Source organism: Staphylococcus roterodami (assembly GCA_022493055.1).
Taxonomy (GTDB): Bacteria; Bacillota; Bacilli; order Staphylococcales; family Staphylococcaceae; genus Staphylococcus; species Staphylococcus singaporensis.
Window position 1 is genome coordinate 396131 of sequence record CP092781.1, and the last position, 13566, is coordinate 409696.

Consider the following 13566-nt stretch of genomic DNA (forward strand, 5'->3'; position numbering starts at 1 on the left):
GTGGGGGCGGGTATTTCTTGCAATGAATTAATGTGAAGTTAATGCAGCATCGTCATTAGATTCAAAAGTATCTTTATCCCAATGTTTAGTTAACTTAGCGGTACCTGTACCAGCTAGCATTGCATCGTTCACATTTAATGCTGTTCTACCCATATCAATTAATGGTTCAACAGAAATGAGCACACCGGCTAAAGCGACAGGTAAGTTTAACGTAGACAATACCAATATAGATGCGAATGTCGCACCGCCACCGACGCCAGCAACGCCGAATGAACTGATAATCACGACAGAGATTAATGTGACAATAAATTGTAAATCAATTTCCACATTAGCAATAGGTGCAACCATTATTGCAAGCATGGCAGGGTAAATGCCAGCACAACCATTTTGCCCGATAGATAGACCGAATGTTGCTGCAAAATTGGCAATTCCCTCCGGTACACCTAGACGTCTTGTTTGTGTTTGAACATTCAACGGTAAGGATCCAGCACTTGAACGAGATGTGAATGCAAAGATTAATACTTCTAAAGTCTTTTTAACATAACGGATAGGATTAATACCTAATACACTTAAGATGATTAAGTGGATAATATACATAGTGATTAATGCAGCATACGATGCGATTAGAAATTTTCCTAAAGTCCAAATAGCACCAAAGTCACTTGTAGATAATGTGTTAGCCATAATTGCTAACACTCCGTATGGCGTTAATCTTAAGACAAACGTCACAATCGCCATAACTAATGAATAGATAGCATCCACGTCTAAGCAATTCGCCGTGTTCGGGCTGTTTGCGAGCTACACGTAAATAAGCAAATCCTACAAATGATGCAAAGATAACTACCGCAATCGTTGAAGTTGCACGTTGTCCTGTAAAATCTAAGAATGGATTTTTCGGTAATAGCTCCAAAATTTGTTGTGGTAAGGTATGTGCTGTTAAATCTTTAGCTTGCTTAGCAATTTCACTACCTCGCGCTTGTTCAGCATTGCCAAGATTAATAGTTGATGCATCTAAACCAAATAGTAAAGCATATACGACACCGACAATAGCAGCAATTGTTACGGTACCGATTAGAAACATAAAAATGAAACTACCAATTTTTGCAAACTTTTCCCCAATTTGAATTTTAGTAAATGCAGCTACGATAGAGATGAAAATTAAAGGCATCACTATCATTTGCAATAATGCGACATAACCTTGACCTACGATGTTATACCAATCACTTGTAGACGTAATGATATTAGAATTTGTACCGTAAACAAGATGTAATAATATGCCGAATACAATGCCAATACCTAAAGCTGTGAATACACGTTTGGCAAATGAAACATGTTTACGAGCCATAAGATGCAATATTATGATGAAAATGATTAAAGCAACAATATTGATTAATGTTAGAAAAGCATTCATGAACGACACTCCTTAAATTTAAAATATAATCCCGACTATTGAACTAAGAATAATATTGATTATAAAATATTTCAAGAGGGCATTTGTAAATTAACTTAATTGTGATGAAATTCGACTGTTGGCATAAGGGAATTTGAAAATGAAACGTTATTAATTTAGTAGAGAGGTGAAAAGGATAAATAGAGTGACGAGCTAGTCGGTTAAAGTTGATGGTCGAAAATGTTAACTGCGTATTAAATGTAATAAAGTAAAATGTTGGTTAAAGAAGCAACAATAAAAATATTTCTACGGAATAGAGGGGAGAAAGTTTGTCATGTATACAAATGTATCTCTCGAATAGAAATGGAGAGATTGTAATTTAAATGATGTTTCTAACTCAGTATTTAGTGAGTCAAAAGGTAATAAAATATTACCCATGAAAAGCCTTCAATTAAAAACACTAAACAAATAAAGTGTGACAATAATGTTTAATCAAAAGTATTATGCTGTGCAGGTGGTAGTTCGAAAGCTACCGTAAACAAATAATTTTGTTTCAGCAAAAGGCGTTTGATGTGCTGACGAATGTGAGCGTGCGTGATTGCTAAATAACTATCGCAGCCAAATATCTAAATTTAATAGGCTTATAAAGATTGAATTTATTTAGAAATTCAATTAAGCCATCCCACTTAAAAGTAACACACTATAAAAATTTATTCAAAATTAAATTTTAATCATAAATAATAATTAAAAACCTGAAACAAACTAACTAACTTGTTTCAGGTTCTATGAATTGATAATTAAATTTATGGTTAAATTTCAGCTTTACGTATTGAATGTTGAAATTTGAGCTCAAATCACAAAATTATAAATTGAACAAACGTGCGAAGAATCCTTTTTTCTCTTCTTGCGGTTTAGATTCTGTAGTTTCAGGTTCTGAACCATTATCTTTTTCTGATTTCGCTTCTGCTGAATCATTTGTAGCTGCTTGTTCAGAAGCATCAGCGTGTGCCTCTGCTACTTGTTGCTCGGCATCATGTTGTGCCTTAACTGTAGCTTCATTGTCTGAAGTTTCAGTTGCCTTGTCATTTTTAGATTGCTCAACGTTTGCTTTTTCAATTGCTTCTGTTGCTGAAATTTGATCTTCTTTATCTACTTTGGTAGTGGCGTCATCATTTGCTTTGTCAGTTTTAGCAACCGTTGTAGCATTTGCTGTTGAATCTTTCGGATCTTTACTTTCAACCTTTTCATCAGTTGCCACATTAGATTTAGTTTTCGTTGCTGACTCAGCTAATACTTTAGCTTGAGATGCTTGTGTTTCTTGAATTGCTTCTTGTGATGTTTGGATTGCTTTTAACGATTCGCTATTAGAATCAATTTTAGTAGTAAGTTGATTTTGAAGCTCTTTCAATTCTTGTTGTTGTTGATGTACTTGATTCATCATTTGACCAAGTAAATGACGCTCTTCTCGCATTTTTTGGATTTCTAAACGTAAATCTTCTACTAGTTGTGCGACATTTTGGTTAGTAGGTAAATGTTTGTCATCGTTTTTAACAATGACTTGCAGGAAGTCCTTTTCTTTTTCCAATTCATCAAACGCTAAATCATAACTATTTGTTTGTTTTACTTTGTCAGCGATGTCTTTGAAAAGCTCGATATCTTCTTCTTTGAAGTCTGTTGCTTCACGACCACGGTATTCAGTCTTGCTCAATTGGTATCCACGTTCTTCTAAATGTTGGACTATTTTACGGACCTGTTTCTCACTTAGTTCAACGCGTTGTGCGAATTCTTTTGTTAACATACTTTAAAGTCCTTTCTGCATATACTTTATGTATACTGACGTTTGTCTACGGGCAGTGAAACGTCAGTCTTGCTTCATACATAGTTTAAACGTTATTGTTAGTGATTTCAAGTTTGTTTAAAATGGTTTGCGCAAATCCATTTCTTCTAATAGCGCATAAATAATATCGCGTGAGATACCATTAGCAAAAACATACTTTAATATATAATTTGATTTCACGCTTGTACCATAAATATCTTTCGTTAATTTAATATTTTTCTTTAAAAATAAATCCACCTTTTTAGCATGACCATCTTTACTTGGGTGAATATAATCAATTTCAGTTTGTCTTTCAAACTGATGCTCATATAAAAATTGTCTGCGATGTTCAATGATGAGACCATTTTCTTTTGTTAAGTCTGCTGGTTCTTTCGGCACTTCCATCATTAAAAAGTTAATATCTCTTGAGTGAACGATATTTGATAATACATTGAGCTCATGCTCGATTTGATGAAGTGTTTGTGTCATTAACTCGTCGTGATTGGGTAGGTCTTTTGCAAATAAATAAATTAAAAATGCTGCATTGGTTGTGGCTTCATAATGCGCGGTTGCTAAACTAACTACGGCATCATTTTCTAAGCCTACGATAAAGACATAATCGTTTTCAGTTTTATTGTTTTCTAATGAGTATTTAATCATACGTTTATCTTCAGTTAAAGACAGGTTCAACTTAGTATCATAAAGTTGAAGTGCCTCCTTATAATGTGGATCTTTGACAGATTGAATGGTTTTAAATTCCATAAGAACACCTCCCCAATTTATTTAATATTATAGCATAATTGGCTGTTGTAATAGATGGTTCGTTTACTTTTAAAGTGATAAAAAAACTGTACTATCAATCGTTTGACAGTACAGTAAACTTTTAAGAATGAGTGTTTGATTAATTAAGCTTTAGGACCCTTTGACGCTTCAGCAAAATGAGTAATATCAATTTCTTCATATGCTGAGTTATGTTCTTGAACTTCTTTATGTGATGAATTGTCACGCACAGCTACAACTAACATTTTGTCTTCTAAAATAAGTTGCTTATATTTTTCTAATTCATCAGGTGCTAAATTATATCTTGATAAGACAGCATGTTCACCATCTTCACCTGTTAACAATTTAGTCATTCTATCGCTAAACGTGCCACTTGTTGAGATAAGGGAGATTTCAGAATCGTGTAAGTCATTTAAATGCAATTTACTTTTACTTATAATCGCTAATTCTGTTTCTAAATAACCTTCAGATTTTTTTTGATTGATTACGTTGTATAATTCACCAGTGTCATTTACTACAGTAATATCTGCCATAGTTGTCGCCCCTTTTAAAATTTGTTTATTTAATCTTTTACCCTTCTTATTATAAAGTAAAACCCTTTCATTATTAAATTATAAGCTTTCATTTTCACTATATGTATTTGCACGTTTATAAATCTATTAAAAGTTTACATAAGCAGTTATTGAAAAAATGCCGAAAATTTGCTATTATCGTTAAATAATTTACATAAACTCATATAATCTAAAGAATATGGCTTTAGAAGTTTCTACCATGTTGCCTTGAACGACATGACTATGAGTAACAACACAATACTAGGAGTAGCTTCAGCCATTAAATTGTAACCATGAATGGATGATTTGTATCATTTTCATGATTGGAGACAGTTTACTTGATGAAACTTCTTTTACATTGATTGCATGACAAATTCGTGATGCATGTTCGTTCACTCATAAACCCTGAAACTATTATTTAGTTTGGGGATTTTTTTGTATCTAGCACTAATTTTAAGAGCAAAATGTTTCACACAAATCTGAGGAGGTTTTAGTAGTGGAGTTACTAGGACAAAAAGTAAAAGAAGACGGCGTTGTCATTGATGAAAAAATATTGAAAGTCGATGGATTTTTAAATCATCAAATTGACGCAAAGTTAATGAATGAGGTAGGGCGTACTTTTTACGAGCAGTTTAAAGATAAGGGAATCACTAAAATTTTAACCATTGAAGCTTCAGGTATCGCACCAGCAATTATGGCTGCACTTCATTTTGATGTACCATGCTTATTTGCAAAAAAAGCAAAGCCTAGTACTTTGACAGATGGTTATTATGAAACATCAATTCATTCATTTACTAAAAATAAAACTAGTACAGTCATTGTTTCGAAAGAATTTTTATCAGAAGAAGATACAGTACTGATTATTGATGACTTTTTAGCGAATGGAGATGCGTCATTAGGTTTATACGATATCGCACAACAAGCTAAAGCTAAGACGGCTGGTATTGGTATTGTTGTTGAGAAGAGTTTCCAAAATGGACATCAACGTTTAGAAGAAGCAGGTTTAACAGTTTCATCTCTCTGCAAGGTAGCATCACTAGAAGGTAATAAAGTGACATTGGTGGGAGAAGAATAATGAAAAATTTAATCCTAAGTGTTCAACATCTTTTAGCTATGTATGCCGGTGCCATCTTAGTTCCAATTATTGTTGGTTCAAGTTTGAAATTCACACCGGAACAAATCGCTTACTTAGTTACAGTAGATATATTTATGTGTGGTGTCGCTACATTTTTACAAGCCAATAAAGTAACAGGGACAGGATTACCAATTGTTCTTGGATGTACATTCACGGCTGTGGCACCCATGATATTAATCGGTCAAACTAAAGGTATCGATGTGTTATATGGTTCGTTATTCTTATCTGGGATATTGGTTATTATCATCGCACCTTTCTTTTCGCATCTTGTGAAATTCTTCCCGCCAGTAGTAACGGGAAGTGTTGTGACGATTATAGGTATTAATTTAATGCCAGTAGCTATGAACTATTTAGCTGGTGGTCAAGGTTCTAAAAATTATGGAGATGTTAAGAACATTTTATTAGGTTTAATGACATTAATCATTATTCTTGTTTTACAACGATTCACAACTGGATTTATTAAGAGTATTGCTATTTTAATCGGCTTAGTAATTGGAACGATAGGTGCTGGTTTACTAGATATGGTAGATGTAAGTCAAGTCAATCATGCTAATTGGTTAGGGATTCCAGTACCGTTTAGGTTCTCAGGATTCAGTTTTGATGTGACATCGACGTTAGTATTCTTCATTGTAGCTATCGTTAGCTTGATTGAGTCGACAGGTGTCTATCATGCATTAAGTGAAATTACCGGTAAAAAGTTAGAAAGAAAAGATTTTCGTAAAGGTTATACTGCGGAAGGTCTAGCAATTGTGTTAGGATCTATCTTTAATTCATTTCCGTATACAGCCTATTCGCAAAATGTAGGACTCGTTTCTTTATCCGGTGCTAAGAAAAATAATGTTATATACGGCATGGTTGTGTTATTACTTATTTGTGGTTGTATACCTAAACTGGGGGCATTAGCGAATATCATTCCGCTACCTGTGTTAGGCGGTGCCATGATAGCTATGTTTGGCATGGTAATGGCATATGGTGTTAGTATATTAGGACATATCGATTTTAAAAATCAAAACAACTTATTAATTATTGCTGTATCAGTAGGATTAGGTACTGGTATAAGCGCGGTACCACAAGCATTTAAAGGCTTAGGCGAACAATTTGCATGGTTGACTCAAAACGGTATTGTGTTAGGAGCAATCGCTGCAATTATTCTTAATTTCTTTTTTAATGGAATAAAGTATAAACAAACAGAAGAAAATGTGAAATAATATAACTAATTAATTTGAAAATGGAGGCTGTTTTTAATGTGGGAAAGTAAATTTGCAAAAGAATCATTAACGTTTGATGATGTGTTATTAATTCCAGCACAATCTGATATTTTACCGAAAGACGTTGATTTAAGCGTACAATTATCAGACAAAGTTAAATTGAATATTCCAGTTATTTCTGCTGGTATGGATACAGTAACTGAATCTAAAATGGCGATCGCTATGGCGCGTCAAGGTGGTTTAGGTGTTATTCATAAAAATATGGGCGTTGAAGAACAAGCGGACGAAGTTCAAAAAGTAAAACGCTCAGAAAATGGTGTCATTTCAAATCCATTTTTCTTAACGCCAGAAGAAAGCGTTTATGAAGCAGAAGCATTAATGGGTAAATACCGTATTTCAGGTGTACCAATTGTTGATAATAAAGAAGATCGCAACTTAGTAGGTATTTTAACAAACCGTGACTTACGTTTTATTGAAGACTTCTCAATTAAAATTGTAGATGTAATGACGCAAGAAAATTTAATTACAGCTCCAATGAATACAACACTTGAAGAAGCAGAAAAAATTCTCCAAAAACATAAGATTGAAAAGTTACCATTAGTTAAAGATGGTCGTCTAGAAGGTCTTATTACTATTAAAGATATTGAAAAAGTTATCGAATTCCCTAATGCAGCTAAAGATGAACATGGTCGTCTACTTGTAGCAGCAGCAATTGGTATTTCAAAAGATACTGATATTCGTGCTCAAAAATTAGTCGAAGCAGGTGTAGATGTCTTAGTTATCGATACAGCACACGGTCACTCTAAAGGTGTAATCGATCAAGTAAAACATATTAAGAAGACTTACCCAGAAATCACATTAGTAGCTGGTAACGTTGCAACTGCAGAAGCAACAAAAGATTTATTTGAAGCGGGTGCAGACATTGTTAAAGTCGGTATCGGTCCAGGTTCAATTTGTACAACACGTGTTGTAGCAGGTGTTGGTGTACCACAAATTACAGCAATTTATGATTGTGCAACTGAAGCACGCAAACATGGTAAAGCTATCATTGCTGATGGTGGTATTAAATTCTCAGGAGATATTATTAAAGCATTAGCTGCTGGTGGACATGCGGTTATGTTAGGAAGCTTATTAGCTGGTACTGAAGAAAGTCCAGGGGCTACAGAAATTTTCCAAGGTAGACAATATAAAGTATACCGTGGTATGGGCTCTTTAGGTGCGATGGAAAAAGGTTCAAACGACCGTTACTTCCAAGAAGACAAAGCGCCTAAGAAATTTGTTCCTGAAGGTATCGAAGGACGTACGGCTTATAAAGGTGCGTTACAAGATACAATTTACCAATTAATGGGCGGTGTGCGTGCTGGTATGGGTTATACTGGTTCACACGATTTAAGAGAATTACGTGAAGAAGCTCAATTCACACGTATGGGTCCAGCTGGTTTAGCAGAAAGCCACCCACATAATATTCAAATTACGAAAGAATCACCGAACTACTCATTCTAATTAAGATAAAGGAGAACGACAAATATGGAAATGGCAAAAGAACAAGAGTTAATCCTTGTCTTAGACTTTGGTAGCCAATACAACCAATTAATTACACGCCGAATTCGCGAAATGGGCGTTTATAGTGAATTACATGATCATGAAATTTCAATTGAAGAAATTAAGAAAATGAATCCAAAAGGTATCATCTTATCAGGTGGTCCAAATTCAGTTTATGAAGAAGGTTCATTTACAATTGATCCTGAAATATATAATTTAGGAATTCCAGTACTTGGTATTTGTTATGGTATGCAATTAACTACTAAATTATTAGGTGGTAAAGTTGAGCGTGCTAATGAACGTGAATACGGTAAAGCAATCATTAATGCGAAGTCAGATGAGTTATTCGCTGGCTTACCAGCAGAACAAACAGTTTGGATGAGTCATTCTGATAAAGTTATTGAAATTCCAGAAGGCTTCGAAGTTATCGCTGATAGCCCAAGCACAGACTATGCAGCAATTGAAGATAAGAAACGTCGCATTTATGGTGTGCAATTCCATCCAGAAGTACGTCATACAGAATATGGTAATGACTTATTAAACAACTTCGTACGTCGTGTTTGTGATTGTAAAGGACAATGGACGATGGAAAACTTTATCGAAATTGAAATTGAAAAGATTCGTCAACGCGTAGGCGACCGTCGTGTATTATGTGCGATGAGTGGTGGCGTAGATTCATCTGTTGTTGCTGTATTATTGCATAAAGCAATTGGGGATCAACTAACATGTATCTTTGTAGACCATGGTTTACTTCGTAAAGGTGAAGGTGACATGGTTATGGAACAATTCGGTGAAGGATTCAACATGAATATTATTCGTGTTAATGCGAAAGATCGTTTTATGAATAAATTAAAAGGTGTTTCAGATCCTGAACAAAAACGTAAAATCATTGGTAATGAATTTGTATATGTATTTGATGATGAAGCATCAAAACTTAAAGGTGTAGACTTCCTTGCGCAAGGAACACTTTATACAGACGTTATCGAATCAGGTACTAAGACAGCACAAACAATCAAATCACATCACAATGTTGGTGGATTACCAGAAGACATGGAATTCGAATTAATCGAACCAATCAATACATTGTTTAAAGATGAAGTGCGTAAATTAGGTATTGAGTTAGGTATTCCAGAACATTTAGTGTGGAGACAACCATTCCCAGGACCTGGTCTTGGCATTCGTGTACTTGGAGAAATTACTGAAGATAAACTAGAAATTGTTAGAGAATCAGACGCAATTTTACGCCAAGTGATTAGAGAAGAAGGTCTTGAAAGAGAAATTTGGCAATACTTCACAGTGTTACCAAACATTCAATCAGTAGGTGTTATGGGAGACTACCGTACGTATGATCACACAGTAGGTATCCGTGCAGTAACATCTATCGACGGTATGACAAGCGACTTCGCACGTATCGATTGGGAAGTCTTACAAAAGATTTCAAGTCGTATCGTAAACGAAGTAGATCACGTCAACCGCGTAGTCTATGACATTACATCAAAACCACCAAGCACAATTGAGTGGGAATAATTATATATAGCAGGCTGGGACATAAATCCCTAAAAAAACAGCAGTAAGATATTTTTCAATTAGAAAATATCTTACTGCTGTTCTCTATTTATACAATACTTCGTATTGAATGGCTTCGCTATGCCCATCCGGCACATTACTGTAAAATTCTATTTATAGAATTTTTGATGACGGGTCCCTTCCTAGGGTGCCGTCTCAGCTATCCCAACCGGCACATTGTTGTAAGCTGACTATATGTCAGCTTCTGTGTTGGGGCCCTTCGTATAATTTGATAAATACCACTAAACTAAATTAACGAGGTGTCTTATGTATAAAAATTACAATATGACCCAACTTACACTACCAATAGAAACTTCTGTTAGAATTCCTCAAAATGATATTTCGCAATATGTTAATGAAATTGTTGAAACGATACCTGATAGTGAATTCGATGAATTCAGACACCATCGTGGCGCAACTTCCTATCATCCAAAATGATGTTAAAAATATCTTATATGCATATACTCAATCTATATTTTCTGGTCTTAGAATAGAGAAATTACTTCATGACAGTATTCAAATGATGTGGTTAGCTCAAAATCAAACACCTTCTTATAAAACTATTAATCGTTTTAGAGTAAATCCTAATACTGATGCATTAATTGAATCTTTATTTATCCAGTTTCATAGTCAATGTTTAAAGCAAAATCTTATTGATGATAATTCGATTATCTACTATTTGTTTTAGGTTGCCTATTGAACGAGTGTGTATCGTCCCTTTTGTGTAATCGAAATTATTTAAAGCTCTTAAAACATTTGTTAATTTATACTCGTTAATATAACCCTTTACTAAAGCCATCCGTTTATCGCTACCTATAAAATCTTTCAGTTTTTTTGTTGAATTCATTTTTGTTTTGCATAATATTTTATCCTTTCCATTAGTTGATCGTTTTCATTTGTTCAAATCTCTATCCATTTGCTCGGTTACAGGGCTGTGTATTTGCAGAGTAATATTATGATTGGAGTAACCAACGCGTTCCGTATTCGTTTCGAGTGACGCAGCTAGCTGCTATAATAGTGACATGTGGTTTATAACACATTGTGTAATTTATTGTGTGTTTTGCGATGTCTATATTGGTTGCAGATTGTTGTATATTTCACTTAAAGGGCATTTATACAAAAAAGAGGCCAGATGACGTATCATCTGACCTTCAGCTAAAACGCTGAGAATATGTCATTCTTCAAGAGAATGAAGCCGGAATGGTTACCGGGAATTTGTAAATCAATTATATCAGATGTAATATTACAATTCAATTAGAAAAGAACTTTATCTTTATTTGCTTTTCGATTTCATTCATGTCATCTTCTGAAATTATTATCGTTCCAGTAGGATCAGAATCATTTATTTTGCTTATACGTCTTTTGCTTATTGTTGTAATTGCTGATATATTAACGTATGTATCTTTCCCTTTGTGCTTGGAATAAACACATATCACTCTATACAGTTCATTAGCTTTTTGATTTAAGTTAGACAAAAGCTTTTTATCTTCTGTGCTAAGTTTAATGTCAATATCTCTATATTTTTGGGCTAATGCTTGTACTTTACTACTGATATCGATAATCTGTTTTTTTAAATCTGTTGCTGTTAGATTTAGCACCGATTCGTTTAACTTCAAATAATTTTTATTACCTTTGGAAGAAAGTGGAACTATTGTAACTGTTTCTTTTCCTTTATTGTCTTTGTTATCTAATATTACACAAAAATGATTACCAGAAAACTCACTTCCAATATTACTCCCTAGTTTTACATATACCACTGTTCCTCTACTATATGATTTATAATATCTTTTTTTATTGCTTGTAACATCGCTATGTATAGCAATTGAATAAAACTCTAGCCAATGAGGCATGTATATAACTTTCAAGTTTTTACTATCGGATTTTGAATAAGCTTGTTTTAGTTTTTTGTTTGACGTATTTAATTTACTATTTGCTTGATTGATATTTTTAGACATTAAATAGTGTTCTCCTAATCAATTTATTCTTCTTTATATCAGCATTATTAGCACTGAAATTAACATGAATGGTACGAAAATAGATGTTACTATAAAACCAACAATTTTTATTAGGTGGAACTCATCAATTTTGTATTTAGCAAATTTCGCAATGACCTCCTATTTATTCGCTTTTTATAGTTCATGTATGTGTAAAAAAGTCTATATTGAACATCTAATTATAAGCGAATTCCTAATGCTAAAAGCAATCTAACTTACTTAAATATTATTATGAGTTTTTATTGAAATTAAATAAATTTAAACTATTTCTTAGTCTCTCCATATCGTTGGAAGTTGGTTCTTTATATAATCAGATAAATTAGAATCTTCAAGTAATGTATCTTTAAAAAGTTCAGTTTCTAAACCAACTCTAATATTTGAAGTTAGAAAATTTTCTATTTCATATATAGATTCACAATCAATTTTGTTGCTGTCATATATATATAAACACTATATTTAATTAAATCATTTAGTACATTTAAAAGAATTTGATGAACTTATACAAAAGTTTCAAGAAATAGAAAAAATATCTTCTGATATAAGTTTGGCGACCGAATTAAATGACGCACAAAAATGGATGAAATTAAATTAAAATGCGATATACATGTTTCAGTGGCATTGCTGTGTATGGTGATATTAAAGTCTGTGAAAATAATCATGGCGAATTAATCAAAAAGCACTGCAATTATAAAAATATCATATATATGTGATTGTATTTTATTACGATGAAGTAAATGATTTAAAGCAGATACATGTTCCATTTTTAAATGTTGAACTTCTTTGCGTAATTTTATTAACTCTTTTTCATCACTTTTTAAATTATCTTGATGATTGAAGGATCCAGTATTTTGGTATTGTTTTATCGAATTTGAGAAAATTGAGGGTTTTAAATCATACTCGCGTATAATTTCATTCTTAAGCTTACCATTTTCATATAATCTAACCACTTGTAACTTAAACTCTGAACTAAATGTTCTTCTTTCTCTTGTCATAATAAAATTGACTACTTTCTTAATTTAACAATATCTATTCTCATGGGATTTGTTCAATTAAGTGTAGACGATTCACTGATACATCATAAGTACGTAAGGAATTTTGATCGTTCATTCTTATTGCTTTATGTTTTAGGAAATGTGCTATTGAAGGGTTTAAAGATGTTTGGAATTTCTTGGTTTCTTGACTTATATAGTTATGAAAGAGGGCGTGGTCCTTTATTAAATTTCTGAGATCAGAAATGCTATAAATAAAGTGATTAAGATTTTTTGTTTTCATGTAATTTAAGAAATGGATTTGTTTTTTGTGGGTTATTTTTAATTCTGTTCTGAAATGGTTTGAATTTTGCAGTTGCAAATATGATAGCTGCTTCTTTTGACAAAGTAATAGAACCTTTTTCTTCTGGTACCATGATATTTACTCCTTACGCAATTTGATTTAAAGTTTATAAAATAATTTTACTATACAACAGAAGTTGTGTAAATAGTTTCTTATTGTTATCAAATAACTCTCTTAAAAGCGTTATGCAATGCCAAACAACACTAATGGGGTGTAAGTACTTCCCTGTGAATATTTTATTAGCATTATTTA

9 protein-coding genes, 6 pseudogenes and 1 riboswitch are annotated in these 13566 nt (G+C 33.1%); of the genes and pseudogenes, 7 read left to right on the forward strand and 8 right to left on the reverse strand.

The window, feature by feature from the left end; translation table 11 throughout:
• Positions 1-27: 27 nt before the first annotated feature.
• From ML436_01825 to ML436_01840, 4 genes and pseudogenes are all read right to left on the reverse strand, one after another.
• Positions 28-1411 (reverse strand): annotated as a pseudogene (locus ML436_01825) (L-cystine transporter).
• 841 nt (positions 1412-2252) lie between these two features.
• Positions 2253-3188, reverse strand: a complete 936-nt coding sequence (locus ML436_01830; GenBank protein UMT78518.1) for a hypothetical protein — start codon at positions 3186-3188, stop codon at positions 2253-2255.
• Between the two features lie 117 nt (positions 3189-3305).
• A complete protein-coding gene (locus ML436_01835) occupies positions 3306-3968 on the reverse strand; it encodes a hypothetical protein (GenBank protein ID UMT78519.1) in 663 nt (220 codons plus the stop codon).
• 143 nt (positions 3969-4111) lie between these two features.
• Complete coding sequence (locus ML436_01840; protein ID UMT78520.1) at positions 4112-4519, reverse strand: general stress protein; 408 nt, start codon at positions 4517-4519, stop codon at positions 4112-4114.
• A 179-nt stretch (positions 4520-4698) separates the two neighbouring features.
• Positions 4699-4801, forward strand: a riboswitch (purine riboswitch).
• Between the two features lie 232 nt (positions 4802-5033).
• On the opposite strand from ML436_01840, the gene xpt reads away from it, so the two are divergent.
• From xpt to ML436_01865, 5 genes and pseudogenes are all read left to right on the forward strand, one after another.
• Positions 5034-5612 (forward strand): xanthine phosphoribosyltransferase, encoded by a 579-nt coding sequence (xpt, locus tag ML436_01845; protein UMT78521.1) that lies wholly within the window; start codon positions 5034-5036, stop codon positions 5610-5612.
• On the forward strand, positions 5612-6880 hold the full coding sequence (locus ML436_01850; GenBank protein UMT78522.1) for a purine permease: 1269 nt from the start codon (positions 5612-5614) through the stop codon (positions 6878-6880). Before xpt ends, ML436_01850 begins: the two co-directional genes overlap by 1 nt.
• 36 nt (positions 6881-6916) lie before the next feature.
• Positions 6917-8383, forward strand: coding sequence for an IMP dehydrogenase (gene guaB, locus ML436_01855; protein ID UMT78523.1), 1467 nt, complete (start codon positions 6917-6919; stop codon positions 8381-8383).
• 24 nt (positions 8384-8407) lie between these two features.
• On the forward strand, positions 8408-9949 hold the full coding sequence (gene guaA, locus ML436_01860) for a glutamine-hydrolyzing GMP synthase (GenBank protein UMT78524.1): 1542 nt from the start codon (positions 8408-8410) through the stop codon (positions 9947-9949).
• 306 nt (positions 9950-10255) lie between these two features.
• Positions 10256-10658, forward strand: a pseudogene (locus tag ML436_01865) (transposase).
• Here the strand turns inward: ML436_01865 and ML436_01870 are convergent.
• Positions 10647-10848: pseudogene (locus ML436_01870) on the reverse strand (hypothetical protein). The pseudogenes ML436_01865 and ML436_01870 overlap by 12 nt on opposite strands.
• Before the next feature lie 390 nt (positions 10849-11238).
• Positions 11239-11943: a type II toxin-antitoxin system PemK/MazF family toxin gene (locus tag ML436_01875; protein ID UMT78525.1), complete on the reverse strand. Its 705-nt coding sequence runs from the start codon at positions 11941-11943 to the stop codon at positions 11239-11241.
• Between the two features lie 511 nt (positions 11944-12454).
• Between ML436_01875 and ML436_01880 the strand changes: the two are divergent.
• A pseudogene (locus ML436_01880) lies at positions 12455-12574 on the forward strand (pathogenicity island protein).
• A gap of 22 nt (positions 12575-12596) precedes the next feature.
• Positions 12597-12736, forward strand: a pseudogene (locus tag ML436_01885) (mobile element-associated protein).
• Positions 12737-12803: 67 nt separating this feature from the next.
• Here the strand turns inward: ML436_01885 and ML436_01890 are convergent.
• Both ML436_01890 and ML436_01895 read right to left on the reverse strand, forming a co-directional pair.
• Positions 12804-12974, reverse strand: a pseudogene (locus ML436_01890) (transposase).
• Positions 12975-13234: 260 nt separating this feature from the next.
• On the reverse strand, positions 13235-13387 hold the full coding sequence (locus ML436_01895) for a hypothetical protein (protein ID UMT78526.1): 153 nt from the start codon (positions 13385-13387) through the stop codon (positions 13235-13237).
• Positions 13388-13566 lie beyond the last annotated feature (179 nt).